Source organism: Oleiharenicola lentus (assembly GCF_004118375.1).
In the GTDB taxonomy this organism is placed as follows: domain Bacteria; phylum Verrucomicrobiota; class Verrucomicrobiia; order Opitutales; family Opitutaceae; genus Lacunisphaera; species Lacunisphaera lenta.
The window spans coordinates 2,276,602-2,303,283 of record NZ_SDHX01000001.1; the positions used below are offsets into that span (position 1 = coordinate 2,276,602).

23 protein-coding genes and 1 tRNA gene are annotated in these 26,682 nt (G+C 62.1%); 9 read left to right on the top strand and 15 right to left on the bottom strand.

Annotated features, from left to right (window positions below; all coding sequences use genetic code 11):
* Positions 1–10 precede the first annotated feature (10 nt).
* The 6 genes from ESB00_RS09485 (at position 11) to ESB00_RS09510 (ending at position 7,316) form a co-directional block, all read left to right on the top strand.
* Entirely contained in the window at positions 11–1,105 is a 1,095-nt protein-coding gene (locus ESB00_RS09485) for a type IV pilus twitching motility protein PilT (protein ID WP_129047451.1), read from the top strand.
* Positions 1,105–2,037, top strand: a complete 933-nt coding sequence (locus ESB00_RS09490; RefSeq protein ID WP_129047452.1) for a hypothetical protein — start codon at positions 1,105–1,107, stop codon at positions 2,035–2,037. Before ESB00_RS09485 ends, ESB00_RS09490 begins: the two co-directional genes overlap by 1 nt.
* A 45-nt stretch (positions 2,038–2,082) precedes the next feature.
* Positions 2,083–2,988 carry an ACP S-malonyltransferase gene (gene fabD, locus ESB00_RS09495; RefSeq protein WP_129047453.1) on the top strand — a complete coding sequence of 302 codons (906 nt, stop codon included), beginning with the start codon at positions 2,083–2,085 and terminating at the stop codon, positions 2,986–2,988.
* A 7-nt stretch (positions 2,989–2,995) separates the two neighbouring features.
* Positions 2,996–4,798, top strand: a complete 1,803-nt coding sequence (gene lepA / locus ESB00_RS09500; protein WP_129047454.1) for a translation elongation factor 4 — start codon at positions 2,996–2,998, stop codon at positions 4,796–4,798.
* A 14-nt stretch (positions 4,799–4,812) separates the two neighbouring features.
* Positions 4,813–6,135, top strand: coding sequence for a signal peptidase I (gene lepB, locus ESB00_RS09505; protein ID WP_246026450.1), 1,323 nt, complete (start codon positions 4,813–4,815; stop codon positions 6,133–6,135).
* Between the two features lie 521 nt (positions 6,136–6,656).
* Complete coding sequence (locus ESB00_RS09510) at positions 6,657–7,316, top strand: hypothetical protein (protein ID WP_129047455.1); 660 nt, start codon at positions 6,657–6,659, stop codon at positions 7,314–7,316.
* Between the two features lie 662 nt (positions 7,317–7,978).
* Here the strand turns inward: ESB00_RS09510 and ESB00_RS09515 are convergent.
* The 10 genes from ESB00_RS09515 to ESB00_RS09560 all read right to left on the bottom strand — a co-directional run bounded on the left by ESB00_RS09515 (position 7,979) and on the right by ESB00_RS09560 (position 20,343).
* On the bottom strand, positions 7,979–11,605 hold the full coding sequence (locus tag ESB00_RS09515; RefSeq protein ID WP_164976122.1) for an NHL domain-containing protein: 3,627 nt from the start codon (positions 11,603–11,605) through the stop codon (positions 7,979–7,981).
* A gap of 151 nt (positions 11,606–11,756) precedes the next feature.
* Positions 11,757–12,638, bottom strand: coding sequence for an alpha/beta fold hydrolase (locus ESB00_RS09520; RefSeq protein ID WP_129047457.1), 882 nt, complete (start codon positions 12,636–12,638; stop codon positions 11,757–11,759).
* Entirely contained in the window at positions 12,632–13,669 is a 1,038-nt protein-coding gene (locus ESB00_RS09525) for a 3-oxoacyl-ACP synthase III (protein ID WP_129047458.1), read from the bottom strand. The genes ESB00_RS09520 and ESB00_RS09525 overlap by 7 nt, the downstream gene beginning before the upstream one ends.
* A gap of 3 nt (positions 13,670–13,672) precedes the next feature.
* On the bottom strand, positions 13,673–14,488 hold the full coding sequence (locus ESB00_RS09530) for an enoyl-ACP reductase FabI (RefSeq protein ID WP_129047459.1): 816 nt from the start codon (positions 14,486–14,488) through the stop codon (positions 13,673–13,675).
* Positions 14,485–14,934, bottom strand: coding sequence for a 3-hydroxyacyl-ACP dehydratase FabZ family protein (locus ESB00_RS09535; RefSeq protein ID WP_129047460.1), 450 nt, complete (start codon positions 14,932–14,934; stop codon positions 14,485–14,487). The genes ESB00_RS09530 and ESB00_RS09535 overlap by 4 nt, the downstream gene beginning before the upstream one ends.
* Positions 14,935–14,942: 8 nt before the next feature.
* Positions 14,943–16,394 carry a phytoene desaturase family protein gene (locus ESB00_RS09540; RefSeq protein ID WP_129047461.1) on the bottom strand — a complete coding sequence of 484 codons (1,452 nt, stop codon included), beginning with the start codon at positions 16,392–16,394 and terminating at the stop codon, positions 14,943–14,945.
* 43 nt (positions 16,395–16,437) lie between these two features.
* Positions 16,438–17,295, bottom strand: coding sequence for a sugar phosphate isomerase/epimerase family protein (locus ESB00_RS09545; protein WP_129047462.1), 858 nt, complete (start codon positions 17,293–17,295; stop codon positions 16,438–16,440).
* A gap of 19 nt (positions 17,296–17,314) precedes the next feature.
* Complete coding sequence (locus tag ESB00_RS09550; RefSeq protein ID WP_129047463.1) at positions 17,315–18,739, bottom strand: phytoene desaturase family protein; 1,425 nt, start codon at positions 18,737–18,739, stop codon at positions 17,315–17,317.
* A gap of 94 nt (positions 18,740–18,833) precedes the next feature.
* Positions 18,834–19,091, bottom strand: a complete 258-nt coding sequence (locus tag ESB00_RS09555; protein ID WP_129047464.1) for an acyl carrier protein — start codon at positions 19,089–19,091, stop codon at positions 18,834–18,836.
* Positions 19,092–19,104: 13 nt separating this feature from the next.
* Positions 19,105–20,343 carry a beta-ketoacyl-[acyl-carrier-protein] synthase family protein gene (locus ESB00_RS09560; RefSeq protein ID WP_129047465.1) on the bottom strand — a complete coding sequence of 413 codons (1,239 nt, stop codon included), beginning with the start codon at positions 20,341–20,343 and terminating at the stop codon, positions 19,105–19,107.
* Positions 20,344–20,411: 68 nt separating this feature from the next.
* On the opposite strand from ESB00_RS09560, the gene galE reads away from it, so the two are divergent.
* Positions 20,412–21,407, top strand: coding sequence for a UDP-glucose 4-epimerase GalE (gene galE / locus ESB00_RS09565; protein ID WP_129047466.1), 996 nt, complete (start codon positions 20,412–20,414; stop codon positions 21,405–21,407).
* A 74-nt stretch (positions 21,408–21,481) separates the two neighbouring features.
* Here galE and ESB00_RS09570 read toward each other — a convergent pair whose 3' ends face one another.
* Positions 21,482–22,855 (bottom strand): sigma-54-dependent transcriptional regulator, encoded by a 1,374-nt coding sequence (locus tag ESB00_RS09570; protein ID WP_129047467.1) that lies wholly within the window; start codon positions 22,853–22,855, stop codon positions 21,482–21,484.
* A gap of 76 nt (positions 22,856–22,931) precedes the next feature.
* Between ESB00_RS09570 and ESB00_RS09575 the strand changes: the two genes are divergently transcribed.
* Positions 22,932–23,690: a site-2 protease family protein gene (locus ESB00_RS09575; protein WP_164976123.1), complete on the top strand. Its 759-nt coding sequence runs from the start codon at positions 22,932–22,934 to the stop codon at positions 23,688–23,690.
* 52 nt (positions 23,691–23,742) lie between these two features.
* On the opposite strand, the gene ESB00_RS09580 is transcribed toward ESB00_RS09575, so the two are convergent.
* The 4 genes from ESB00_RS09580 to ESB00_RS09595 form a co-directional block, all read right to left on the bottom strand.
* Positions 23,743–23,818 (bottom strand) — tRNA-Ala (locus ESB00_RS09580).
* Between the two features lie 75 nt (positions 23,819–23,893).
* A complete protein-coding gene (locus ESB00_RS09585; protein WP_129047469.1) occupies positions 23,894–24,736 on the bottom strand; it encodes an energy transducer TonB in 843 nt (280 codons plus the stop codon).
* Between the two features lie 4 nt (positions 24,737–24,740).
* Positions 24,741–25,166 carry an ExbD/TolR family protein gene (locus ESB00_RS09590; RefSeq protein ID WP_129047470.1) on the bottom strand — a complete coding sequence of 142 codons (426 nt, stop codon included), beginning with the start codon at positions 25,164–25,166 and terminating at the stop codon, positions 24,741–24,743.
* Between the two features lie 3 nt (positions 25,167–25,169).
* The gene (locus tag ESB00_RS09595; protein ID WP_129047471.1) at positions 25,170–25,880 is read right to left on the bottom strand and encodes a MotA/TolQ/ExbB proton channel family protein; all 711 of its coding nucleotides are present in this window, start codon (positions 25,878–25,880) and stop codon (positions 25,170–25,172) included.
* Between the two features lie 122 nt (positions 25,881–26,002).
* On the opposite strand from ESB00_RS09595, the gene tmk reads away from it, so the two are divergent.
* Positions 26,003–26,650, top strand: a complete 648-nt coding sequence (gene tmk / locus ESB00_RS09600; protein ID WP_129047472.1) for a dTMP kinase — start codon at positions 26,003–26,005, stop codon at positions 26,648–26,650.
* Positions 26,651–26,682 lie beyond the last annotated feature (32 nt).

The window sequence follows — 26,682 nt, forward strand, 5'->3', positions numbered from 1 at the left end:
ATAAAATTCCATGAGCAACACAATCCACCTAGAAATCATCAACGATCTGCTCAAACTTGCCGTGGAGAGCGGCGCCAGTGACATCGTGATCAAGTCCGAGAAGCCCGGTTATCTGCGTCTCGGCGGCCGTTTGCGCTCGGTGGAGATGGATCCCATCAGCTGTGAGCACGCCCAGGCCTTCGTGGACGAAAAAGTGCCGCGCATCTTCCGCGACAAGTGGGACAAGGACGGCCAGGTGGACTTCGCCTACGCGGCCGACGACATCGGTCGTTTTCGCGTGAACGCCTTCCATCAGCGCGGCCTGGTCAGCATCGTTTTTCGTCACATCAAGAGCCGTCCGCCGACGTTCGCCGAACTCAACATCGAGTCCGAGACGCTCATCAAGATGTCCCAGGCCAAGGACGGGATCCTGCTGGTCTGCGGCGCGACCGGTTCGGGCAAAAGCTCCACGATGGCGGCCATGCTCAACTGGGTGAACCAGAACATGGACAAGCATATCGTGACCATCGAGGACCCGATCGAATACACTTTCAGCGACGACAAGTCGCTGTTTCAGCAGCGCGAAATCGGCCTCGACGTGCCCAACTTCGAAATGGCGATCAAGTCGGTGCTGCGCCAGAATCCCGACGTCATCCTGATCGGTGAAATGCGCGACAAGGAAACCTTCGAGACCGCGATCTCCGCCGCCGAAACCGGCCACCTGGTGTTCTCGACGATGCACGCGGCCACGGTCGCCCAGTCGCTCACGCGTCTCTTCGAGTTCTTCCCGCCGGAGCAGCTGGCCCAGGCCCGCCGCCAGATTGCCGGTTCGCTGCGAGGCTTCATCTGCCAAAAACTGATTCCGGCCCTCGAAGGTGGTGGCCGTTATGCGGCGCATGAGATCCTTGTGGCCGACGCCACGGTGCGAAACCTCATCCTCGACGGTCAGAATGACAAGATTCAGCAGCTGCTGGAATCCGGTTCCGACGGCATGTCGAAGTCGTTCAACAAGGATCTCTACCGCCTGATCAAGGAAGGCAAAATCAGCAAGGCCGACGGACTCCGCTTCTCGCCCAACCCGCCCGCACTCGAGATGAATCTGAAGGGCATCTTCTTCAAGACCTGATGAAGCGTCACGCGGCAGCTTTCGCGCTGGGCTATCTGGCTGTCATCATGCCAGGGCAGGGCGCGGAACCCGTGGCGCCGTTGGAATCGTCCAAGCAGGGACTGCGAAAACTGGAAAGCGGCCAGACCGGCAGCCGCGGTCCCGAGGCCAAGGAGGGTCTGCGAGCCGAAACGCCAGGCTTGAGCATTCCCGGTCAGGAATCGTTGCCGCTGCCCGTCCTCATGACGCCTGACAAACAGGAGAAACAGCGCAAAACGGAAAAAGAACGGGCGGAGAGCCAAAACTGGCTCGTGAACGGGGTCCGGCGACTGGAAGCAGCGGACAAGCGCGCCGCGCTCGAACCGAGCCAGAAAGAGGCGGCTGAGGCAGGCGCGGCCATGGAGTCCGCGCCTGCCGATACCACCGACCCGCAGTATTTGCTCCGGATCTACGACGAGCAAAAAAAGGTGGAGGAGGGACGGCAAAACGTTGCAGCCGGCACCAGAAAGCCCGTCGCCGATCCGCTTGCGCCTTTTCTGCAAGGCTGGCTGGGCAACTCGCCTTCGCGTGGACCGGCATTTGATGATTTCGTCCGAGGGCGGTCGTCCGGCTCACCGGGGCAGCCGATTGGAGTCACGGCTCCCGGGCAGCCGCTCACGACTGACACCACGGGAGCGGCCAGTCCGGCGACCAGCGAGCCTGCCCAACTCCCCTCGGGGCCAAATCCTTATTTGGATAATTCTTCGGCCATGGGGATTGGATTGGACGCTCTCAATCGGCCGCTTCACACGGCTCCTCCGGCTCAACTTCCGAGCCTCGCAGCGGGGCCGCAGCCCAGCGTGTCTGTTGCGCCGCTGACGCCCGTGCCGGAGCTGCGTCCCGCAGAGAGAAAAGCCCCTCCGCCGCCGCAGGCGGACGACAAGAAATACTTTCCCCAGCTGAACAAATTTTAGGACTTGGTTTTTGCCAATCGGGTGGGTTTAACCGACCCTTCATCTATGTCATTGGCACTCCTTTTTGCAGGTCAGGGCGCCCAGAAGGTCGGGATGGGCAAGTCGCTTTACGAAGGCTCCGCCGCGGCGCAGTCGCTTTACAATGAGGCTGACCGGGTGCTGGGCTGGAGTCTGACCAAGGTTTGCTTTGAAGGACCGGATGCAGAACTGACCCAGACCAAGGTCTGTCAACCCGCTCTCTATGTGCACGGTCTCGCGTTGGTGGCCGCTCTGCAGGAAAAGGGGAAACTTCCCGCGGTATCCATGGCCTTGGGCCTCAGCTTGGGTGAAGTGACGGCCCTGACCGCCGCCGGAGTTTTCGATTTTGCCACCGGCCTCAAGGTGGTGGCCGAGCGGGGTCGGCTCATGCAGGTGGCCTGTGAAAAGTCAGTTGGCGGCATGGCCGCCATCATCGGCGAGGAGCGGGCCAGGATCGAAGAACTATGCCGTGAATTCGACATCCAGGCGGCGAATTTCAATGCCCCCGGACAGATCATCGTCTCCGGCGACAAGGCCAAGGTGGAGTCGCTCGTTGCGGCCGCCAAGGACAAGGGACTGAAACGGGTCATCGCGCTCAATGTCGCCGGTGCCTATCACAGCCGCCTCATGGAGCCGGCCCGGGTGGAGTTTGCCCGTTTTCTTGCCGGTGTGGAGTTCCGGACGCCGAAGTTCACGGTCTTCACCAACACCACCGGTCTGGCTGTCACCGAACCTGCGGCCATCCGGGAGGCGCTCGTGAAGCAGGTGGTTTCCTCCGTGCTTTGGGAAGACTGCATGCGCAGCGCCGTGGCCGCGGGCGCCACGGAATTCTGGGAGTGCGGCCCCGGCGCCGTGCTGGCCGGCCTCGCCAAGCGCACCGACAAGGCCTGGGTGGTCAAATCCTTTGCCGAACACGCGGATATTCCCGCCTGACCACATCATGTCGCTGGCACCTCTCACGCGGAATTTCTGCATCATCGCTCACGTCGATCACGGCAAGACCACCTTGTCCGACCGCTTGCTGCAATACACCAACACGGTGTCGCAGCGCGTGCTGACCGAACAGCACCTCGACTCGATGGATCTCGAGAAGGAGCGCGGCATCACGATCAAGATGCACCCGGTGGTGATGAATTACCCGGCCAAGGACGGAAAGACCTACAAGCTGCACCTCACGGACACCCCGGGGCACGTGGACTTTTCTTACGAAGTCTCCCGTTCGCTCGCGGCCTGCGAAGGCGCGCTGCTGCTCATTGACGCGGCGCAGGGCGTCGAGGCCCAGACCGTGGCCAATGCGCATCTGGCCTTTCAGCAGGGCCTCAAGGTCATCCCGGTCATCAACAAGATCGACCTGCCGAGCGCCAACCTCGAGCTCTGCATGAAGCAGCTGGAAGACATTCTCACCATCCCGGCCGAAGAGGCGATCCTCGCCAGCGGCAAGTCGGGCATCGGCATCCAGGACATTCTTGAAGCCGTGGTAACCCGCGTGCCTCCGCCCCGCTGGACGGACTATCCGACGCTGCGCGCGCTGGTGTTTGATTCCAAATATGATTCCTACCGCGGGGTCATTTCCTACGGCCGTGTTTTCTCCGGCACCATCAAAGCCGGTGAAATGATGGTGCTGATGAGCACCGGACAGAAATCGGAGGTCAAGGAGGTCGGCGTGTTCCGTCCGGGCATGGAGAAGGTTTCTCACCTCGGCCCGGGCGATGTCGGCTACATCGTCAGCAACATCAAGAGCACCGACGAGATCAAGATCGGCGACACCATCACCCATTCGCAGAAGCCCGCGGCCGACATGCTGCCCGGCTACAAGGAGGTGCGGCCGATGGTGTATTGCGGTCTTTATCCGCTCGAGTCCGACGACTACGAGAAACTCAAGGTCGCCCTTGGGAAGCTGCGGCTGAACGACTCCGCATTGGTCTATTCCTCCGAGAGCTCTGTCGCGCTTGGATTTGGCTTCCGCTGCGGTTTCCTTGGTCTGCTGCACATGGAAGTGGTCCAGGAGCGCATCCGGCGCGAATACGACGTCGAGATCATCTCCACCTATCCGAGCGTGGTTTACAAGGTGAAGAAGCATGGTGGCACCGTGCTCGAGGTGGACAATCCGATCAACCTGCCAGACCCCGGCAGCATCGAGGAAATCTCCGAGCCGACCATCAAGGCCGCGATCCACATCCCCAACGAGTTCATGGGCGACATTCTCTCGCTCATCATGGAGAAGCGCGGCACCTGCGACCATACGGATACGCTGGATGGCGCGCGCGTCATGCTGACCTGCACGCTGCCGCTCAACGAAATCCTGGTCGATTTCAACGACCGGCTGAAGAGCATCACCCGCGGGTATGGTTCCATGGATTACGAGCTCGGCGAATACCGGGTGTCGGATCTCGTGAAGATGGACATTCTCGTCAATCAGGACCCCGTGGACGCCTTTGCCAGCATCGTGCACCGCAGCAAGGCCGAGGGGCAGGGCCGGGCGCTCTGCGAGAAGCTGGCCGACATCATTCCACCGCAGATGTTCAAGATCGCCGTGCAGGCCGCCATCGGCGGCAAAATCATCGCCCGAGACAACGTGCGCGAGATGCGCAAGGACGTCACCGCGAAATGCTACGGCGGCGACATCAGCCGCAAGCGCAAGCTCCTCGACAAGCAGAAGGAAGGCAAAAAGAAGATGAAACAAATCGGTCGCGTTTCGATCCCGCCGGATGCCTTCATCCAGGTTCTTAAAACGAACAGCTAACCCCCTCTTTGCCCGTGTTCGACTTCCTGCGTTCCGAAGATTCCAAACTGCGGCGCAGTGCCGCCCAGTGGTTGGAGATGGCCCAGCGGATCCATGATTTCCGCAAGGATCTGCTGACGGAAGAACAGGGCGGGGGACTGCTGGCGGCGATGGCGGAGGTTAAAGCGCTGGTGAGGCAAAAGGCCGCCGTGCCGGCGCTGAAACCCGCCATCGAACGTCTCGAAGGAGCGATGCGGACCTGTGGCGGACGGCTTTATCCGACCACCTCCCTGACCGAAAACGTCGAATTTTTCCTGGTCGCGGCGATCGTGATCCTCGGGCTGCGTGCGTATTTTGTTCAACCGTTCAAGATCCCGACCAATTCCATGTGGCCCAGCTACTATGGCATGACTTCGGAAGTGTTCACCCCCGGCGAGGAGCCGGGGCTGCTTGGCAAGGCGGCGCGCCTGGTTGGCTTGGGTGCCGTGAACTATACCATGAAGGCACCGGCCGCAGGTGAAGTCATGGTGCCGGTATTCCGCAGCGGCGCACCGGCCTACACGGAGCGAGCGGGACGGAGCCTCTTCATTTTTCCCACGTTGATGCGCGAATACACGGTTATGGTAGGCGGACAGCCGGTGAAGCTGACGGTGCCGGCCGACTGGGCCCGTTCCGAATTCGGCTACGATGACGTGTTGGAGAAAACGCTGTTTGCCGGAAACCGTAACGGTCTGATGCAGGCGGCCCAAAAGGCCAACGGTGCCAGCCAGCTGGAGTCGTCCATGATGGAAGTGACCAGCGGCGGCCGGCGGATAGAAGCGCGCATTTACTGGGTTCCCACGGGGCGCAAGGTGCGACAGGGCGAAGATATTGTGTCTTTCGACATCCTGACGGGCGATTTGTTGTTCGTGGACCGGATGAGTTATAACTTTGTCCGTCCGTCGGTTGGTTCCGGCTTTGTATTCAAAACGGACAACATCGATCACGAGAGCATGAAGGACGCGAATGGCCGTCAAATCAGCCAGTATTATGTGAAGCGACTTGTAGGCCTTCCCGGAGATCAATTGGAGATTCGGGAACCGGTTCTATATCGCAACGGCGAGCCTATCACGGGGTCCGAGGCCTTTGCGCACAACGCCAGGCGCGAGGGACTTTATCGCGGCTACTTCAATGGATCCAGTCACCTGGAGGGCGGCGAAGTGCTCGACGTTCCTGCGGGTTCATATTTCGCCATGGGCGACAATTCCTCAAACAGTGCGGACAGCCGCGTTTGGGGCTTCGTACCGGAAATGGACGTCGTGGGGCGTCCGTTGTTTATCTACTATCCACTGACCAAGCGTTGGGGCGTGGCTAAGTAGAATTAAGTTGGATGGATGCACGAGGCTCTGAGCAGACCTATTTACTAGCACAATATAGAATAAGTTCTGCAATATCGGCGGCAGATTGGGATAGGCCGACCATTACACAGGCTTAGTTTGTCTCTCTTATTGTCTGAACGGGAAGGAAAAGGAAAATATATGCAACCGTTAGCGACAATTAAGGTGAAGGTGAGCTCACGGGTTAGTCGTGATGCTATGACGCCCCTTGTTCAGTTAGCCCGTAGCCAGGGAATGAAACCGGGGCCTTTCTTGGCTCACGTTGCTGAATCTATCGCACGCTGTCCTAGTGACAAATTCCACGCAGCTATGGCGGAATTTCTTCGTGAAGCCTCGAAGCGGTAGCCTAGTCTCTTGCTGTGAAACCTGCTAAGGTTAGGGCGAAGGCAAAAGACCTGCTTAAGGTATCTGACGGCGTTGTCCTAGGCGCCGCATCAACTTCTGTCGTTCATACTGTTAGGCGCTCCATCCAGTCTCTCATTCCGGGTGATTTTTACTGGTGGATGGAGATTGATAGCGAGATCGGCGTATCCGTCCATTGGGTTTGGCTTGGTCACTCCGCCGTCAGTCGTGTCGGCGGAGTTTCTGACTTTAACGTGGATATCCTTTTGGAGCTGCTTCGCGGTGTGAACTGGTTTGTTCAACGCCATGATGCTATTGAGTCGGTAGAAGGTTATGAGCAGGCTGCCCTCAAAGCTGCGCAGGAGAAGCGTAGGAATCGCGCTATTGGCCGTTCTGGGGGGAAGTTGAAGGAGGTTCGTATTCCAGAGCCTCCGCCTCTCAGTATCGAGGGCAAGAAGCTGGTTCATCGGGTAGGGGTGGCGCGTGCGGGCTATTTGGCTGCTGTGGATGAAGCGAACCGGAAGCAAATGTCTGCTGCTGCCGCTAAACCAAAGCCTCCGGAATTTCGCGCCTACAAGGCGAATAAATCCGTTCCCTGCTTTGGTCTCACTGGCTCCAAGGGCACTATCATTGCCGCTTGGATTTGGAGCACCTTTCACGAGAAGGAAGAGATGATGGATAAGCTTTGTGCTGATCCCGCTGGGACCTATACGCATTTGACGGTTTACGGACTCGTATTTGATGAGCCGGACAGGTGGAGAGAGGCATGGGAATCGACTCGCTCGTTAAGGCGTCTAGCTGCCGAGATTCCGCCTTCGTAGGCAGAGCCTGTCGATTTGTGGAAAAACCCCTCAATCGTTCGTGTGCCCATCCCGGCAGACATCGCCGCATATGGGCATTAGGGATTGCCCGGCCCGCGACCCCAACGGGTCGAGGGCAATCCCGGCCGACACTGACCAAACTCGCGCCGTCGCGTCGGGGCCTATCTGGGATAGGTTGTGGGAATGCGGGCCGCGAAGCGGTCCGCATTCCCTAACCTTGTTATTATTGGGACAACTGTCCCCTAAAGCATGTGTCGGCCGGGCCTGAGTAGGCGGCGTAGCCGCCCTTGGTATTCGTCCCATATCCTAAACTTTTACCTCAATTCTCTGATCAGGTGCCTCACAGGTCGGTTGACTGAGGCGGGGGTTACAGATAACAGATACCTGCTCGGTTGACTCAGTGGCATTTCAAACCGGATGGGAGGAAAATTGGAAATATGCCTTGCCTAGAGCTAAAACATGCACAATATAGGTTATGTCTAATATACATAATGCTGATTTTCTGTGCATTACCCTTTTGGTAACCCCAAGCAGTTGCCTGCCATCTACGGCTGAGCATCGAGTTCGCTAAGAATTTCCTACCAGAACCCCGCCTCAAACTTGATGGCGGTTCCTGGCCAACTCGCATGCTGATTCTGCGAGTTGGCCTGACCCGGCAGTGCTCAAGAGCGCTTCGCTTTCTGAAAGCGGCGGAGCGCCCACATGCTGCTGAGCGCGGCGACGAACCAGAGACTTGGGGCACCACCACCGCCACCACCGCCGGATGAACCGCCATCGGTTCCGCCGCCGGAAGTGGTTTCAGTTGTCAGTTTCACGGTGGATACGGTTACCCCGCTGGTCCCTACTCCGATGGCCCGCAAGATCGAGTTGCCGCTGTCGGTGAGGATAATCAGGCTGCTGCCCGCAATGAGGCCCTTCGGCTGGTTGAACAACGCCTGTTCGGCCGGGCCGCTGCGCTTGCCGGAAATACCGGCAATGCCGGCCACGGTGATGACACTTCCGGTAGGAACGGCGCGGCGGATGCAACTGTTGCCCGTATCCGCGACATAGAGGACGCCGTTGCTGGAATCAACCGCCACACCCTGCGGGAGGTTAAACAAGGCATATTCGCCGATGCCGTCGTAGATGCCGCTGATTCCGGGCGAGCCGGCGATGGTGCTCACCAACCCGGAAACCGTGGAGGCGGTGCTGGTCGGTGCCGGCGTGATGCCGGTGCAGGTTCCGTTGTCCAGTGATAGGTTGGCCACGCTGGAGTCATCCACTCCCGAAAGATACGTGAGCGTGATGAGTGCCCCGCTCGAGCTAGCCGTATAACGCGCCGCCAATGTCGTATTACCGTTCAATGCGGTCACCACTTTCGCCGCCCAGGTGGCGGGTTCATCGGTGGCGGCCACCGGCACGTTCAGGGTGATCGGACTGTTGGTCAACGCCGAGTCCGTGACGACCACCAGGGCGTTGCCCGCGGTGCCGATGGTTCCGGCCGCTGTGGCTGAAACCGTGCGGCGTGCGGTGTTGATGCGGCGGAGCGTGTGATTGTAGGTATCGGCGATGAACAGCGAGGAAAAGCTGTCGTGCGCGAGGCCGGTGGGATTGTTGAATCGTGCGGCGGTGCGGTGGCCGTCGGCATCGCCCGTTACGCGGGCGGCACCCGCATAGGTGCTCACCACCGCTCCACTGGTGATCTTGCGGATGGTGGCGCTCGCGGCATCCGATACATAAAGGTCGCCCAAAGAGGCGTCGTAGGCGATGCCCGTCGGCATGCTGAAGAGCGCGGCCGTGCCCGTGCCGTCGGTCGTCCCACTCGATCCGGCCGTCCCCGCAAACGTGGTCACGCTACCGGAGGTGGTGACCTTGCGGATCGTGGAATTGCCGGTGTCGGTTACGTAGAGGTTGCCGGCGTTGTCATAGGCAATGCCGGTGGGGCTGTTGAACCGCGCGGCCTCTCCCGTGCCATCCGTCGTGCCCGAGGTGCCGCTGCGTCCGGCCAGGACTGAAACAATGCCTGTGGAACTGACTCGCCTGATGCAGTGATTGGCGGTGTCGCAGACGTAATAATTGCCCAGCGCATCCACCGTGATTCCGTTCGGCTGCAGCAAATGGCCCGAGCCGACACTGCTGTCGTCGATACCACCACCGCTGCCATCGTTGCCGCTCCCACCGCCCCCGCCCCCGCCGCCCCCGCCACCGCTGTTGCCGGGCGCAAAGCCCTTGCGGATGGTGTGATTGCGGTTGTCGGCGATGTAGAGATTTCCGGTGCTATCCACCGCGAGGCCGCTGGGATAGTTGAACCGTGCTGTGGAGCCGGCCCCGTCAACCGAGCCGACGCTGCCAGCCTGGCCACCGATGGTCGTGACGGCTCCGGACGGTGATATTTTGCGCACGGTGCTGCTGTTGGTGTCAGCCACGTAAACATTGCCGTTGGCGTCCACCGCCACCCCGCTCGGGCCGCTGAAGCGGGCGCTGCTGCCAGTCGCATCCGTGGAACCGGGCACACCCAAGGAGCCGGCGAGGGTCGTGACGGCTCCGCCGGGCGCAATGCGTCGCACCACATGGTTGCCGGTGTCCGCCACATAGAGGTTGCCGGCGGTGTCGATGGCCAGGTCACGCGGATAGTTGAAGCGGGCGCTGCTACCTGAGCCGTCCATGGCGCCGGAGAGTCCTTCCGAGCCGGCATAGGTTGAGACCACACCCGCAGCGGAAATCTGCCGAATGACATGGTTGCCATAGTCGGCCACGTAAACGTTGCCGGCGGCATCCACCGCCACCCCGCTCGGGTAGTTGAACTTGGCGCTGTTGCGGTCCCCGTTGGTGGTTCCGGAAGTCAGGGCGACGCCTGCATAGGAAGAGACCTCGCCAGCGGGAGTGATACGGCGCACGAGATGATTGGCGGAGTCGGCGACAAAGAGATTTCCTGCGCTGTCGAAGGCCAGACCGGCGGGGCTGTAGAAAGACGCCGCGTTGCCTGTGCCGTTGCTGAAACCACGCAGTCCGGCGGTGCTGCCCGCGAAAAGCATGGTGACTCCATCCGGGGTGATTTTCCGGACCGCATGATTGCCGGAGTCGGAAACATAAATATTGCCGGCAGAATCGACGGCGGTGTCGGCCGGGTTGCGGAACAAGACGGGGTCGAGCAGGAAGCCGGAGCCGTTTTGCAGGCCAGCCAAGCCGCCCGAGCCGGCCAGCGTCGTCACGACGCCGGCGGAGGTTACTTTGCGAATCAGCTGATTCCGATAGTCGGCGACATAAATGTTGCCCGAGGAGTCAACTGCGACGCCCGTCGGCCGGTCGAAGCGCGCGGCACTGCCGCTCCCATCCACCCGCCCGGCCACACCCGCGGAGCCGGCCAGCGTCGTCACGACGCCTGCGGACGTCACCTTGCGGATGGTCGAGTTGAGCTGGTCGGCAACATAGACGTTGCCACCGGTATCGACCGCCAGGGAGTTGGGAAAATTGAACCGGGCGGCGGCGCCGGTGCCATCCGTGCCTCCAAAGGTGTTGGGCGCGCCGGCCAGGGTTGTGACGGTGCCATCGGTCGCGATCCGGCGAATCATGTTGTTGCCCGTGTCGGCGACATAAATAATGCCCGCGCTGTCCACCGCGATACCTCGCGGATTGAAGAACCGGGCGGCGGCCCCCAGTCCGTTGGCGTTGCCGGCCGATCCGGCGGTGCCGGCCACAGTTGTGACTACGCCGGCGGGTGTGATCTTTCGAATCACATGGCTCCCAGAGTCGGCGACATAGAGATTGCCCGCGGTGTCCACGGCCAGTCCGCTGGGATTCTGGAAGCGGGCCGCACTCCCCGTGCCATCAGCCGTGCCGGCGGTGGCCGCGGTGCCCGCGAGTGTGGTCACGGTGCCGCTGGCGGTGATCTTGCGAATCGTGTGGCCGGCGTAATCGGACACGTAAAGGTTGCCGGCGCTGTCCACCACCGTGCCTTGAGGCAGGTTAAACGTGACATTCGGATCGGTGGTGCTGCCGTCATTGCCCCCCACCCGACCGGCGGTGCCGACGAATGTGGTTACGACCCCGGCTTGAGTCACCTTCCGGATCAGGGAGTTGGCCGAATCAGCCACATAAATGTCACCGGCCGGATTCACAGCCACGCTGATGGGAAAATTGAAGATGGGCACCAGCTGATTGCCTCCGCTGCCGTTCAGGTTGCCGCCCTTGCCGGCCACACCGGCGAAGGTGCTGTAGGTGTAATCCTGGGCCAGGGCTGAGCCAAGCAGGCCGCCAAGCCCCACCAGAAAAGTCACCCGCCGGAGCGAGCGGGCCAGAAGCGAATGCAAGCGGGTGGAACGGTTACGGGGGGCAAGCCTTGTGTTGATCATGTGCAAGTTGGTTTTGGTAAGCGACAAAAGCGGCCGGTTCCACACTTTTCGTGAGAACTTTCAGTCCTGACTTGAGGTCTCGTTTCAGGCGCAGGACACAGGATAATTTTTACTGGAAATGGTGGGTAATGCCGGCCAACACCGCGGTTGGGTCGTCCTCCAGGAGGTAGTGTCCGGCGCCGGCCAAATAATCGCTAGGCGCAGTTGGAAAGAGCGCTTTCCAGCGGTCAAAGTAGTGCCGGTTGAAGCAAAAGTCCCGTCCACCCCAGATGATCCTGACTTCGTGCTGCCTCAGCAGGGGCAAGGCAGCTTCAATCTTCGTCAGGGCTTCGTCGTTGGGGGCCCCCACTCCCTGTGGGATGTCGCGCACAAACCGGTGGGTGGCGATCCGGTTGGTCCATGAGTCGTAGGGGAACAGGAATCCGCGCTTAATCGCCGCTGGCAGCGGTTTGGTGACGGCCATCCACGTAGCGGGCCAGGCAAAGCCATTGAAGCCGCGCACGGCCAACTCCCCGATCACCGGGATGCGACAGAACCGGATGCGAGCCGGGACGACGGTATCGGCGAAGGCCGCCGTGTTCAGGATGACCACCTTGCCCAGCTTCTCATGACGCGGCAGGCAGGCCCCCAACCCGATCGGTCCGCCCCAATCGTGGACGATCAGGTGGATCTTGCGCAGATTCAGCGAATCGAGCAGCCGGCCGAGGTTCGCCACATGGTTGGACAGCGTGTAGTCGTAATCCTGGGGCTTGTCGGAAAGGCCGCACCCCAGATGGTCCGGCACGATGCAGCGCATACGCCCGCGCAGCTCCAGCACGACATTGCGGTAGAAAAACGACCACGTCGGGTTGCCGTGGACCATGAGCACGGCTTCGTCGCCCTGGCCTTCGTCGAGATAGCTGAGCGCGCCTGCGCCGGTGTCGAACTGCTTCGGTTCGAATGGATACAGCTCGGTGAGCCAGTCTGGGAGTTGTGTCGTCCCTCTCACCATTCGACGGCCAACATCAGGCTGTTCAGACCGCTGCCGATGCCCAGGAGTGCGGCTTTTTGCCCGGGTTGCAGCGCGCCACGCTCCGCCGCCAGCGCCAGCGTGGCCGGCAGCGCAGCCGAACCGGTGTTACCCAGAAAATCCACCGAGGCGAAATCCTTGGCCGCATCTAGCTGCAGCGTTTCGTAGAGTTTCCGACGGTGTGCGGAACCCACTTGGTGGGTGATGACGCGATCCGGCGTGCCGACACCCCAGCCCGACTCGGCGGCGAATTTGGTCCACGTCGCTTTGGCGACGTCCATGCCGGCGAGCAGCAGTTGTTCGGAATCGGTTTCCATCACGAGCGTGTCGCCGTCGCTATCGCCTTGGCAGAGGTCGCTGTGCTTCGTCTCGGCATGGGCGCTGCCGCAGACCAGCCGGTGCTTGGGCCGGCCGGCGGGGACCAGGTCCTCGTGGCAGACGATGGCCGCCACGGCCGCCGAGCCAATCGTCAGGTTGGCGAAGAACGGCTTGATCGCATTCCGGTCGAGCGGCGTTTCCAGCAAGTGCCGGATCGTGCGATCCACGAGCGGGCGGCCGTTTTCGCCCGAGGCCACCATGCCGCACTTGATCTGCCCGGCATCGACCATCGCCGCGAGCGTTACCAAACCGTTGAGGAATCCGAGACACGCGTTCGACACGTCGAATACCTGGCAGTCGGTCCCGAGGCCGATCTTGCGGTGGGCAAACGATGCCGTCGCGGGCTCCAGCATGTCGCGGCACACCGCCGAGTGGATGAAGACCTCCATCTGCTCCGCGCGCAGCGCCGAGGCCTTGAGCACGTTGCGGCCGGCGGCGGCGCTGGCGTCGGACGGCTTCGTGCCGGGCGCCCACATGCGGCGCTCCCTGATGCCCGTCATGAGTTCCAGCCGGCCGGCGGGTAGTTTCAACCGGTCGTAGAGCGGCTTCAGGCGCTCCTCGATGGCGGCGGAAGTCCAGACATCGTCCGGGAGCGCCACGGCGAGCGATTCAATGCAGGCGTGCTTGAATCGCATGGCTTATTTCTCCGGCCGCATGGCCAGCCGGATGATTTCCTTGTCGAAGTAATTGCTGCCCAGTCCGGCGTCGACGACGAGGGTCGTGCCGTTCAGGCCGCTGCTGCGCTCGCTGAGCAGGAACACGGCGACATTGGCCACCTCCTGGGTCTCAAGGTTCCTGTTCCGGAAGGTCAGTTTCTCCGCATAGATGTAACTCTCGATGTAGCCGGGAATGCCCGCGGAGGCGCTGGTTTTGAGCGGACCAGAGCCGACGACGTTGAAGCGCACGCCGGTCCCGGCAGAGCCGAAGGACTTGGCCAGAAAGCGCGAACAGGACTCCAGCGCGGCCTTGATCGGGCCCATGTAGCCGTAGTTATCGGGCGTCACGAGCAGCGAGGAAATGCCGATGGTAATGACCGAGGCATTTTTCGCGAGATGCGGCTTGAAGGCCTGCGCGAGTTCCACGAGCGAGAAGGCCGAGATGGCCGTCGCCTGCAGAAAGTCCTTCCGCTTCGTCTCAGAGAAGGTCTTGAAGCCCTCGCTGTAGTTGGCGAAAGCGATTGAATGGACCAACCCGTGCAGCGGCGCGAAACCGGCCGCCGCAACCTCGGCGGCCAGCTGGTCGGCGGCGCCCTCCTGCTCAACGTCGCACAGGAAGACCGGCTTTCCGGCCAGCAACGTCTCAAGGGATTTTTTCCGCGCCTCGGAGCGCACGGCATAGACCACCCGCGCGCCCTGCTCTTCCAGCGTCTTGGCGATGAACCATGCGACGCTCTTCCTGTTGGCCACGCCTTGGACCAGGAAGGTCTTGCCGGAAAGCTGGAGAAAGTCGCTCACGTGGTGACCTGGCCCTCGGGTTTCTTCCACGCGACCGCGAACTCGACGTTCATGATCTTCTTGCCCTCGGTGTTTTTCATCAGGCCGGTGAGGAAGTGAAACTCGCCGACCGTCTCCTTGCGCTTCACCTCGATGGTAACAGTCTCGCCCGGATAAACCGGCAGGCGGAAACGGATGTCCGAGACCTTGCTGAGGAGCGGCACTCCCCCGCCCTGTCCGGCTGCGCCGGCCATGAGCTTGGCCATCAGGCAGGCACCGGTCTGGAAGACGGACTCACTCAGGAGCACGCCGGGCGTGATCGGGGCGCCGGGATAGTGGCCCTTGTAGAAATCCTCGTCGGCGCGCCAGGTGCGCTTGGCGACAAGGGACTCGCCCTCGTGGGAAACGATTTCGTCCACGAACAGGAACGGCGGACGGTGCGGGATGAGTTTTTCGACTTCGGTCACGGTGAAAATCAGGTGTGGGCGGGCTCGGTCGTGCGTTTCTTCGCGGCGATGAATTTGTCCACCTGGTTGGCGACGATCACGCCATAGTTGATGGTGCCGAGCCAGCCCGACATGATGATACCGACCGAGCCGGCGTGGTAGAGGCCGGGCAGCTGGTTGGGCAGATCCATCGAGACCTTGAGGCCTTCGAACTTGGTGCCGAACGACGTGCCGTTCCAATGGTGCGTGTAATACTCGATCGTGCGCGGCGTGGCGGCCTCCATCCAGTCGATCTTGGCGCGCACGTCGGGGATGAACTTCTCAAGCGAAGCGATGGACTCGTCGATCAGACGTTGCTTGTGCTTGGCGTAATCCTCCTCGCTCAGGCTCTTCCAGTCTTCGTAGCGGCCGTTGATGGACACGACGACCGTGTAGCGGTCGCTGCCCGGACGGGTGTCCGGGTAATACATCGAGAAGGTGCGGCTCGTCGTGTGCAGGTCCACGAGCTTCTCGCTGGAGAACTTCGGCTCGTCGGAGGTAAACACGAGGTCGCCGATGTGCGGCAGTGTCTCGCCCTTCTTGATTCCGAGATAGACCTGACAGGAGCTGCTGTTAACCCGCACAGCTTTGGTCTGGGCCACGAATTCCTGACTGAAGTTCTCCTCGCCGCCGAGGCGCAGGACCGTGTTCTTGATGTTGGAATTCGAGACCACCGCGTCGCAGCGGATGGTGCGGCCGTTGGCGACAACGCCGGTCACCACTTTGCGGCCGTCGCGTTCCTCGGTCAGGATTTTCTCCACGAGCACGTGCTTGCGCAGCTCGGCGCCGTTCTTCTTCAGCTCGGCGGCCATCTTCTTCACCAGCACGTCGGTGCCGCCTTGGAAGGTATAGACGCCCTTGCTCATGAAGTTGGAGAACACGATGCCGAAGGTGATCGCCGGATCGTCCATCGTGGAGCCGTTGGCATAGGCGATGGGCTCCATAAGCAGGCGCTTCACGTCGTCGCGACCCGGGAAATAGCGCTCGAACATCTGCCCCGTGGTCTCGGGGTTGTTGTCGTAGAAATTCATCGCCCGCAGGTCGGTGAAGAACCGCTCCACCGTCTCGGCCGGGACCTGGAATTTCTCGACCATCTGCCGGGTGAAATCCTCGCGGTCGAAGGTCGTGTTGACCTCAAACTGCGGGTTGATGAACCGCACGCCCTTGAGCTGCACAATCGAGTCGGCGATGTCCTGGCCCCAGTATTTGCGACAGGACTTGATCATCCCGATCGGAAAACCGTGCAGGGAGATGTCGAAGATGTGACCGCCCTTGCGGGTGAACCAGGTGGCCAGGCCGCCGAGCTGGTAGTGATGCTCCAGCAGCAGCACCTTGTGCCCGCACTTTGCGAGGACGTTGGCGGAGGTCAGTCCGCCGAGTCCGCTGCCAATGACCACCACGTCGTAGTGATCCTCGATGCCTTTGAGCCAGTCGTAAGCCATGAAAAAGGGCCCCATGTGAGTGGGGCCCCGCGAAAAGCGCAACTCAGAGTTTGAGTGCTCGCAAATACTTCAGGCTGTCGGGAATGCACACGAGCGGTGTGGGCGTCTCGTCCTCGACAAAGTAGTGTTTCACGCCGATGTCCTGCGCAGCCTTGAGGACCGCCGGCCAGTCGATCTGGCCGGTGCCGACGGCGACGTTGTCGATCGGCGGGGCGCCACCGGTGGACAGGCCGGTTACGGCGCCCTTGCGAATGTCCTTCACGTGGAGCAGCGACCAGCGGGTCGGGTGCTGGCGGAGCAGCGTGGCCGGGTCGAGACCGGCGTGGAAGACCCAGAACACATCCATCTCAAAGCTGACGAAATTGGGATTGGTGCCCTCCAGGATCAGATCGAACGGCGTCTTGCCGCCCTCTTCCGGCAGCTTGACGAACTCGTAGCCGTGCGGGTGGTAGCCGTAGGTGATGCCTTCCTGGCGGAACGCCTCACCCCACTTGTTGAAGTCCGCGGCGGCCTTGCGCGCGATCTCGGCCGTGAACGGCGCCTTGTGGGGAATCCAGGCGGTCATGACGTATTTCACGCCGAGGGTCTTGGCCGTCTTGATCGCCCCGGCCAAATCCTTGGTCAGCGCCTCGTAGCCGATGTGCGCACCGACGGCCTTGAGGCCGCGATCCTGCAGCATTTTGAGGAAAGCTTCATCGGACAACCCATAGGTGCCGGCGGTCTCAACTTCGGTGAAGCCCTGCGCCTTCACCCAGTCGAGGGCGGCGGCGGGATCGGCCTTGGTCTGCTCGCGCATGCTCCAAAGCTGGAGGCCGAGATGCTCCTTGAAGGTTTCGGCGGCGGTGGCGCAACTGGCGAGGACAAGACTCATGAGGACAAGGGGCAGTCGGGGTGTTTTCATGGGGTTAAGGGATAGATTCTCAGCCGGCGCTCTTTTGCAAGATGTGATAGTTCGCCATCGAGATGCCGCTGAGCATGGCGCCGATGATGCCAAGAAAACCCTGATCGGTGCCGCAGAGGTAAAGGTTGCGGAGGTGGGTGCGTCCGTCCTTCACCTTGCGCGGGGCGCCGTAGATCGCGCCGTTCAGGTGGCCGGTGAACTTTCGCACCGTGCGCGGGGTGAACATGTCGGTCGTGACCAGGTTGCCCGACAACACCGCGTCGTCCACGGCTGGCAGGAAACGGCGGGCGCTGCGCTGCATTTCACCGAGCCAATGCCCCTTGGCCGCGCGGTAATCGGGTTCGGCCAGCGCCGACCATTGGTCGTGGTTGGCGAGGCAGGTTACGCGGAAGAGCCCTTCCGGCAGTTCGCCGGTGCCGGCGTAGTCGAAATTGTTGGGAAAACAGATGACGCCGCTCCGCGGGTCCACGAGATGGGAGGCGTGCGAGTAATCGAAGCGGTCTGAGTCGTTGAAAAAGATGATCGTGTCGTCGCCCCAGCCCCAGGTCGCGGGCGCCTGTTTGAAGACGGAAATCGTCTCGCAGAACGACAGGGCGCCGAGGTTGGCGTCGGCCTCGGCCGGGTGCGCCGGTTCGCAGGCACGCATCGTTTCCGGGTAGCCCATGGACGAGATGACGTGGTCGGCCGTGACCTCGGTGCCATCGTCCAGCCGGAGCGCCACCGCCCTGCCCTCGCGTTCGATAATCTTCGCGACGCCACATTTCATGCGCCGCTCGCCGCCGGCCTGCCGGTATTTGTCGAGCAGCACGCGGATGATCACGCGCACGCCGTCCAGCGGCCGGGCAAAACCTTCGAGGAAGAGCGCCTTGAACATGATCACGAACTGCCCGAACTCCATGTCCCGCTCCTGCGCGCTGCCGTAATACATCACCGGACAGAAGATCATGTCGGTGAGCAGGGGATCCGTGATGTGCCGCGCCACCACCTCGCGCGCCGACACCGGCTTCGCGTCGAGCGCGACGTCGTCGTAAGTCTTCACGAGCTGCACGAGCGCGCGCCAGCCATCGGCCTGGGCGGGGAACTTCGCCGTCACTTCCGCGTCGAGCACCGCAAAGTCGTTGGTGAACTTCAGGTCGCAATCGCGAAAGGCGATGCGCGAGCGCTTCTGCGGGCAGAGGGCAAATTCCTCGCGGTCGATGCGGAGCTGGCGCATCAGTTTCACCAGCGGTGTGCCTTTCACGCCCGGCGGGACGTAGTTGGTCATCGCATGCAGGCCGACGTCAAACTTGCGGCCCGCGATGCTGTAGAAGCTGTTCAGGCCGCCCGGCGCGTTGTGGCGCTCGAAGATGCAGACCTTCTTGCCGAAGTGAGCCAGCCGGATGCCGGCGGCGAGGCCGGACATGCCGGCGCCAATGATGGCCACTTCGTAATGGGAGTCTTTCATCAGGAGCTCAGTTGTAGGGCGTGGTCTTCGCACCCCGCCATAAAAAAGGCGGGATCAGCGATCCCGCCCTACAGAAGACAAACTGGGTCGAACCTCAACCGGCCTTGGCCTGGAACTTTGGCGTCAGGTAATCGGCGCAGCTGTCGAGGGAGGCGAGTTGCATGTAGTCGGCCTCGGGCACTTCGATGCCATGGCGCTTGCGGAGCTCCATGACGATATCGAGGAAGTCCATCGAATCGAGCTGCAGCTGGTCGCGCAGACGAACATCCGGTTTCACCGCACTGAGATCCTCATCGGGCGCGATGTCGGAAATGATGTCGATAACCAGCTTGCGGCATTCGTCTTTCGTCATGGTGCGGAGGGTGTCAGGTGCGGAAGCGCTTGATGATGAGGGTGGAGTTAATTCCTAACATACCAAAGGAATTATTCAGGATGGCGTCAACCCGTTTAACGGCCCTCGGCTGGTTGATCACGAGGCCGGGGATATCGCACTGCGGATCAAGCTCATCCACGTTGATCGTGGGGTGGACGATGAGGTCGTCGAAGCTCGGAATATTGCCCGCCAGCTCCAGTGCGCCGGCCGCGCCCATGGCGTGGCCGATGAAACTCTTGGTGTTGTTGATCGCAGCCGGTTCCTTCCGTTTGCCGAAGGCGGTGGCGATGGCCTGGCATTCCTGAATGTCGCCCTGTGGGGTCGAGGTGGCGTGCGTGTTGACGATGTCGATGTCGTCCACCGTCATCGCGGCGTTGATGAGTGCCTTCTCGACGCATTGGGCCTGGCGTTCGGGGTTGGGCAACACGTAGTCGGTGGCGTCGGAGTTGACGCAGTAGCCGGCGATTTCGGCGTAGATTTTCGCGCCGCGAGCCTGGGCGTCTTCGAGGCGTTCGAGCGTGTAGATCGCCCCACCCTCCGAGATCACGATGCCGTTGCGGCCCTTGTCGAAAGGCCGGCTGGCCTTGGTCGGGTCGGCGTGGGTGGCGAGGGCGTTCTGGCTTTTGAAACCGGCGAAGATGCCGAAGGTCTGCGGACTCTCGCTCACGCCGCCGCAGATGGCCAGGTCCACCTCGCCGAGCCGCAGCATCTGGGTGGCGTGGATGAGGCCCATGTTGCCGGCGGCGCAGGCGGCGCCGATCGTGTAGGCGGGGCCGGTCGTGCCGAGGTTGAGCGATACTTCGCCCGCGGGGCTGTTGGCTACGGTCCGCGGGTTGTGGTGGTGCGTCCAGAACTTCGTGTCGTATTTGAACTGCGAGATGTTGAAGACCTCGTTCTCGGTCTCAACGTTGCCGTGCTCCGTGATGCCGAGATAGACGCCGATGCGGCTCTTGTCGCGCGCGTCGAGATTGATGCCGGAATCGGCGACCGCCTCGCGGGCGCAGTAGATGCTGATGCTGCCGGCGCGCGTGCCGATGCGGACATCCTTCTTCTTCTGGTATTTCAACGGATCGAATTTGCAGAGACCGGCCGGCCACTGGCCCATGTAGCGCACCTCCGTCATCGCGATGCCCGACACGCCCTTCAGCAGGTTGGCGCGGAATTCGGCCAGAGTGTTGCCGTTCGGGGCGGTGAGACCGATGCCGGTGATGACGATGCGGGTGTGCTTCATGTCGCTTGCGGAAACTGGGAACAGATTTGCCTAGCCATCGGAAGGTTAAAATCAATAACTGCCTGCCCATGAAAGTGCTCGTTGCCGGCGGAGCCGGTTACATTGGAAGCCATTGCGTCAAACAGCTGGTCGCCGCCGGTCATGAACCCGTCGTCGTGGATAATCTCGTTTACGGGCACCGGGCCGCAGTTGCCCCCTCGATACGTCTGCACGACGTGAATCTGGGACAACCGGAGGCGATCCGCACCGTCATTGCGGCCGAAAAGCCCGACGTGGTGATGCACTTTGCCGCCTATGCCTACGTTGGCGAATCCGTGACCCACCCCCTCAAGTATTACCAGAACAACGTCGCGGCCACGTTGCACCTGCTGGAGGCGATGCTGGCGCACGGGGTGAAAAAGTTCGTGTTCTCGTCCACCTGCGCGACCTACGGCGTGCCCGAGCGCATGCCGATTACCGAGGATCTGCCGCAGAAACCGATCAATCCCTACGGGCAGACCAAGCTTGATGTGGAAAACATGCTCAAGGCCCTCGCGCCGGCCACGGGCCTGAGCTTCGCCGCCTTCCGCTACTTTAACGCCGCCGGCGCCGCCGAGGACGGCTCCATCGGCGAGGATCACGATCCGGAGTCACACCTTATCCCTCTGGCCATCGGCGCAGCTCAGGGATTGCGGCCGGCGCTCCAGGTTTTCGGCAACGACTACCCCACCCCGGACGGGACCTGTCTGCGCGATTATGTGCATGTGGACGACCTCAGCCGCGCCCACATCGCCGCTTTCAGGCTGCTGGAGAAGCCCGGTTCGCAGAATTTCTTCAACCTCGGCACCGGCACGCCGACCTCGGTGCTGAAAGTCATCCGCGCGGTCGAGAAGGTTTCCGGCCTGAAGGTCCCCCACCATTTCGCGCCGCGCCGCGCCGGTGATCCGCCCGCGCTCTATGCCGACGCCGCCAAGGCCCGCGAGCAACTGGGCTGGACGCCGAAGTTCCAGACCATCGAGCCGATCATCGAAACCGCCTGGCGCTGGCACCAGGCCAAGCCGAAGGGGTATCAGGATCGCAAGTAGGACCGGTCATCGACCGGTCAATTCCGACCGCGGTCACGCGGCTGACTCAATCATGGCCGGTTGAAAAGCCGGCCCTACTTCTTCGGCCGTTTCTTGGCCGCCGGCTTGGCTTCACTCTCCGGCAGGCGTGATTCCATCGCTTCCTGCAGCTTGGCCAGCTCTTCACCCGGGTGCTGGGCGCGGAGGGCCTTGGCCAACTTGTCGTATAGGCTTTCGAGCGACTCGCCGCTGCTGACGACCGAGGCCGCGCCCTTGGGATCGCGCACCTCGTCGGGTAGATCCTTGGGCAAAATCGCGTCACCGGTCGCGGCCACGGCGCTGCGATAAACGACGTTCTCCAGTTCGCGCACGTTGCCCGGCCACGGGTAGGCGGTGAGCAGGGCCATGGCTTCCGGCGCCACCTTGCGCGCCTTCACCTTCTTGGCCTTGGCGAGGTTCTGCACGAAGAAATCCACGATCTGGACCACGTCCTCGGTGCGCTCGCGCAATGGCGGCAGCTTAACGCGCACGACGTTGAGCCGGTAATAGAGGTCCTCGCGGAACTTCTTTTCGCGCACCAGCGCCTCGAGGTCCTTGTTGGTCGCGGCGACGACGCGTACGTTGACCTTGATCGTGTCCACGCCGCCGACGCGCTGGATGTCGCCCTCCTGCAGCACGCGCAGGATCTTGGTCTGCGTGGTCGGCGTCATGTCGCCGATCTCGTCGAGGAAAATGGTGCCACCGTCGCACTGCTCGAACTTGCCCAGCCGCTGCGCCGTCGCGCCTGTGAACGAGCCGCGCTCGTGGCCGAACAGCTCGCTTTCGATCAGATTCTCGGGAATGGCCGCGCAATTGACCGCGACATAGGGCTTCGACGCGCGGTGGCTGTGGCGGTGAAGGCTGCGGGCGACGAGTTCCTTGCCGGTGCCGCTCTCGCCGGTGATCATCACCGACGCGTCGCTGGCGGCGAACTGGCCTATGATCTTGAACACCTGCTGCATGGCCGGTGAGGCGCCGACAATGCCTTCCTTGTGCTCCTCGGTGTTGATGACGGGTTTGTAACCCGCGGCGGACTTGTTGTCGGCCTGAGTGCGCAGGGCGCTCTCCACCAGCGCCAGCAGCTTGGGCGGATCGAAGGGCTTCACCACGTAGTCGAATGCGCCAAACTTCATCGCCTCGATCGCGGTCTGGGCCGTGCCGTAGGCGGTCATGAAAATCACCAGCTGCTTCGGATTGGCTGCGCGGATGTGCTGAAGGGTCTCCAGGCCCGACATGCCGGTCATGCGGTTGTCGAGCAGCACCACGTCGGGCGCCTGCTTCTTGACGGCCGCCACGCCTTCCTCGCCGCTCGGGGCCTCCTGCACCTCGTAACGCTGGGAGGAAAGCACCCGGTTGAGCGAGTAACGGACCTCGGTGTCATCATCGATGACGAGAATGCGCGGGACAGGAGCGGAGACGGCTTCGGACATCAGTGGTGCGGAAAATAATTAGCCCTTTCGGGACAGACGGTTCTACTTAGCGCCCATGTTTGGGTGGTCAATTAACTTGTTTCGCCTCTTCGGCATCCAACTCGCGGTGCATGTGAGTTTTCTCCTGCTTCTGGGCTATTACGCCTGGAGCGGCTGGCAGGAAGGCGGCCGCAGCGGGATGGTTTGGAGCATTTGTTTCATTCTGCTGTTTTTCGCCTGCGTGGTGCTGCACGAACTGGGCCACTCGCTCACGGCCCGGCGCTTCGGCGTGCGCGTGCCGCGCATCCTGCTCCTGCCCATTGGCGGCATGGCGGAGATGGACCAGATCCCCCGCCGGCCTTCAGCCGAGTTGTTCATCACCGTCGCGGGTCCGGCGGTTAACTTCGTGATCGCCGGCCTGTTGATTCCGTTCTTCTGGCGCGAGATGCTGGGGCTCGCCTCCTTTGATATCTACTCGGCCACCGACACCTTTGCGCATTTGGCCTGGGCCAACCTCGTCATGGGCACCTTCAACCTGCTGCCGGTCTTCCCGATGGACGGCGGGCGAATATTCCGGGCGGTGCTGGCGGTCTACCTGCCCTACCTGCGGGCCACTTGGTGGGCTGTCTTGGTGGGACGCACCCTGGCGCTGATTTTCGCGGGATTGGCATTTTTCTACTTCGATAACCCGATGGCCGGCGTGCTCTTCGCCTTTATCTTCCTGGCCGCGGGAGCGGAATACCGCATCCTGCTTCGCCGTGAACAGGAGGCGGCCTACTGGGCGGAGTTGGCCCGGCGGGTGGCCGCAAATGAGTCGGCGGCGCAAAACTCCGAACCTCCCTTGCTCAAGAACTGAGCCTCCTGGCCCGAAAAACAGAAAGCCACCCCGGTGGGTGGCTTTCTTAAATTGGTGGACCCTAGCGGGTTCGAACCGCTGACCTCCTCAATGCCATTGAGGCGCTCTACCAACTGAGCTAAGAGCCCGTGCGAAGGGCCAAAAAGCAAGCATTGGGGAATGAATGCAAGGACTTTTTCGCATCCATCTTCGCCGCGATTTCCTCAGACTTCGTCCTTCATCTTGAAGGTCACCGTGACGGTGTCGGGCCGCCGGGTGGGCATCGGACCGATCGAGCGCACCCGCAGGAAGGCCTCAATCACCGAGCGGTCGAACTCCTTGTTTCCGGAGGATTTCTTGATGCGCGGGTTCATGATCGCGCCGCTGGCCGTGATGTCGAAGGTGACCTGGGTCTGGAGATCGTCGCTCACGCCCGCGGGCGGTTCGTGCGCGCGCTTCAGTTCCTGGATGAGCATGGAAAAATAGGTATCGAGGGCGTCCGCCTGCTCGCGGGTCAGCGCCTTGCCGCCCCCGCCCCCTTTGGTGTTGGCCTTCGATCCACCTTGCACGCCTTGGGCGATACCGGTGGCGTCGATCCGGGGGCCCTTGGCCGTGGACTTTCCGGTCTGCTTGCTTGCGGGAGTCTGCTTCGGCGTGGGATGCTTCTTCAAGTACTCGTTGTAGGACATCCGCTGTGCCTTCTTCACCTCCTTGGCGATCGAAGTGTCAGGCTTGGGCTTATCCGGGGCCTTGGGTTTGGTTTTCTCGACCGGCGCAGGCTTGGGCGCAGGCGGTTCGGGCACGGTCTCCACCACCGGCTCGGGTTCCGGCATGGTTGGCACCTGCTCCACCTGGGGAAGCTCAAGCTTCACGGGCTTGGTCGTGTTGCCCAAGGCCGGAGCCTCCAGCGCCTCGGGATTGGTCGGCGGTCCGGCCACCAGCTCGAAAATGACCGGCGCTTTCGCCTGCTGCATCGCCGAATACCACGTCAGCAGCACCAACACCGCCACCACGAACGCATGCAGCGTCAGCGAGACGATGACGGAACTGGACGACGTGGCGCGCATCGGCTCAACGGGCTTCGGTGTCGAAGGTGATCTTGGTGAGATTATGCCGCTTCACCTCGTCCATCACGCGCACCACCTGCTGCCACTGGAGCGTGAGGTCGGCGCGGATGCGGATGACGGGCTGCTTGGCCTTGGCCGCCTCGGCCATGAGCTGGCGCGAGATCTCGGGCAGCGACATGCGCTCGCTGCCGAAATAATAGTTGCCCGACCGGTCGATGGAGATCGCGACGTATTCCGTGTCGGGCGGAGCCTTTTGCTGGTCGCGCTTGGACTCGCCGGGCAGGTTGACCGGGATGGTCTGCTCCTGCTGGATGAGGGGCGTGGCGATCATGAAGATGATCAGCAGCGTGAAACCCAGGTCCACCAGGTTGGTGACGTTGAGCTCCGCGACGGGATGGAGCTGGCGTTGACGGCGGAAGATACGGGCCATGGCTCAGTCCAGTTTGGCCTCCAGCTCGATGCGATCCGCCAGGCTGCTGGCGTAGTTTTCGAGTTCGGTGATCATCGTCTTCACATTGCCGAGAAGGTAATTGTAGCCGAAGACCGACGGAATCGCCACCACGAGGCCGGCGATGGTGGTGAGCAACGCCGCCGAGACACCGGGGGCCAGCGTCTGGATGCTCGCGGTTTGCATCACCGACACCGCCACGAAGGCCTCCATCACGCCCCACACCGTGCCGAACAGGCCCATGAACGGCGCGCCTGACACCACGGAGGCGAGGAAGATCATGCTCGCCTCGTAACGCAGCGACTGGCGGGCGAGCGCGCGCTGGATGGCGTTCTCGGCGTGCTCCAGGCGGCCGCGCAGCGTGTCCTCGCCCTTCTCCTTGCCGATGGCGGCGGCGCGCCAGTAGGCCTCGAGCGCGTCGGCCAGCAGGTCGGCGTAGGGAATGTCGCGCCGGTTGCGCATGTTCTCCGGCAGGCTGAGCACGTGCTTTTCCTGCGCGAGCAGGCGCTCAAAGCGCAGGTTCAGCTCGCGCAACTTCTGGAGCTCGGATCGCTTGCCGAGCATCACGGCCCAGGCGATGATGCTAAACACCGCGAGCAGCAGGATGACGGACTGGCCCACCCGGTCGGTGGTGAGGAAAACCTGCCAGACATTGACGACGGAGACGAGGGCGGGAGGCGCGAGGAGGCTGAACATGTAAGTGGGCGCGAGTGTTGGCGCGATTGGCCGGCACGAGCAATTAAAATGCCGGAGACGCGCCATTGAAATCTGTTGCGCGGCCTTCCGGCGCTTGGTTCGCTGGCGGCCTCACCTTTCCCATGCCCCCCAAGACCAAATCCGCCGGCAAACTCATCTCCTTCGAGGGCTCCGAAGGCAGCGGCAAATCCACCCAGATCGCCCGCTTGGCCGACCGTCTGCAAAAGTCCGGCCGCGAGGTCGTCGCCACCCGCGAGCCCGGCGGCACTGAGATCGGCGAGCAGATCCGGAACATCATCGTCCATAATTCCAAGGGCGACGAAATGACGCCCGAGACCGAGCTGCTCCTCTTCACCGCCGCCCGTGCCCAGGTCGTCCGCGAGGTCATTGCCCCCGCCCTCAAACGCGGCGCCGTCGTCCTGAGCGACCGGTTCCTCGACTCCTCGACCGTCTATCAGGGCATCGCCCGCAACCTCGCCCCCGGCCCGGTGGCCGAGATCAACCGTTTCGCCGTCGGCAATGTGATGCCCGACCTCACCATCGTCATCGACGTGCCCACCGAGGTCAGCCTCCAACGCGTGCGCCAGCGCGCCTCTGACCTGCCCGACCGCATGGAGCGCGAGAACATCACGTTCTACAAGAAGGTCCGCGAAGGCTACCTGCTGCTCGCGAAGGAGTGGCCCGATCGCGTCGTCGTGCTCGACGGCACGCTGACGCCCGCCGCCATCGAGAAGAAAATCTGGGCCATCGTCCAAAAACGCCTCGGCTAAATTCTTCTGTTGTAGGGCGGGGTCACCGAACC

What these genes read in the sequence shown, in the direction of transcription:
- ESB00_RS09490 (WP_129047452.1), top strand. Translation starts at nt 1,105, where the DNA reads ATGAAGCGTCACGCGGCAGCTTTCGCGCTGGGCTATCTGGCTGTCATC.
- ESB00_RS09485 (WP_129047451.1), top strand. Translation starts at nt 11, where the DNA reads ATGAGCAACACAATCCACCTAGAAATCATCAACGATCTGCTCAAACTT.
- tmk (WP_129047472.1), top strand. Translation starts at nt 26,003, where the DNA reads ATGCCCCCCAAGACCAAATCCGCCGGCAAACTCATCTCCTTCGAGGGC.
- ESB00_RS09555 (WP_129047464.1), bottom strand. Translation starts at nt 19,091, where the DNA reads ATGACGAAAGACGAATGCCGCAAGCTGGTTATCGACATCATTTCCGAC.
- lepA (WP_129047454.1), top strand. Translation starts at nt 2,996, where the DNA reads ATGTCGCTGGCACCTCTCACGCGGAATTTCTGCATCATCGCTCACGTC.
- ESB00_RS09510 (WP_129047455.1), top strand. Translation starts at nt 6,657, where the DNA reads ATGGAGATTGATAGCGAGATCGGCGTATCCGTCCATTGGGTTTGGCTT.
- ESB00_RS09540 (WP_129047461.1), bottom strand. Translation starts at nt 16,394, where the DNA reads ATGGCTTACGACTGGCTCAAAGGCATCGAGGATCACTACGACGTGGTG.
- ESB00_RS09520 (WP_129047457.1), bottom strand. Translation starts at nt 12,638, where the DNA reads ATGGTGAGAGGGACGACACAACTCCCAGACTGGCTCACCGAGCTGTAT.
- ESB00_RS09590 (WP_129047470.1), bottom strand. Translation starts at nt 25,166, where the DNA reads ATGGCCCGTATCTTCCGCCGTCAACGCCAGCTCCATCCCGTCGCGGAG.
- ESB00_RS09570 (WP_129047467.1), bottom strand. Translation starts at nt 22,855, where the DNA reads ATGTCCGAAGCCGTCTCCGCTCCTGTCCCGCGCATTCTCGTCATCGAT.
- ESB00_RS09560 (WP_129047465.1), bottom strand. Translation starts at nt 20,343, where the DNA reads ATGAAGCACACCCGCATCGTCATCACCGGCATCGGTCTCACCGCCCCG.
- ESB00_RS09550 (WP_129047463.1), bottom strand. Translation starts at nt 18,739, where the DNA reads ATGAAAGACTCCCATTACGAAGTGGCCATCATTGGCGCCGGCATGTCC.
- ESB00_RS09525 (WP_129047458.1), bottom strand. Translation starts at nt 13,669, where the DNA reads ATGCGATTCAAGCACGCCTGCATTGAATCGCTCGCCGTGGCGCTCCCG.
- galE (WP_129047466.1), top strand. Translation starts at nt 20,412, where the DNA reads ATGAAAGTGCTCGTTGCCGGCGGAGCCGGTTACATTGGAAGCCATTGC.
- ESB00_RS09595 (WP_129047471.1), bottom strand. Translation starts at nt 25,880, where the DNA reads ATGTTCAGCCTCCTCGCGCCTCCCGCCCTCGTCTCCGTCGTCAATGTC.
- fabD (WP_129047453.1), top strand. Translation starts at nt 2,083, where the DNA reads ATGTCATTGGCACTCCTTTTTGCAGGTCAGGGCGCCCAGAAGGTCGGG.
- ESB00_RS09545 (WP_129047462.1), bottom strand. Translation starts at nt 17,295, where the DNA reads ATGAAAACACCCCGACTGCCCCTTGTCCTCATGAGTCTTGTCCTCGCC.
- ESB00_RS09585 (WP_129047469.1), bottom strand. Translation starts at nt 24,736, where the DNA reads ATGCGCGCCACGTCGTCCAGTTCCGTCATCGTCTCGCTGACGCTGCAT.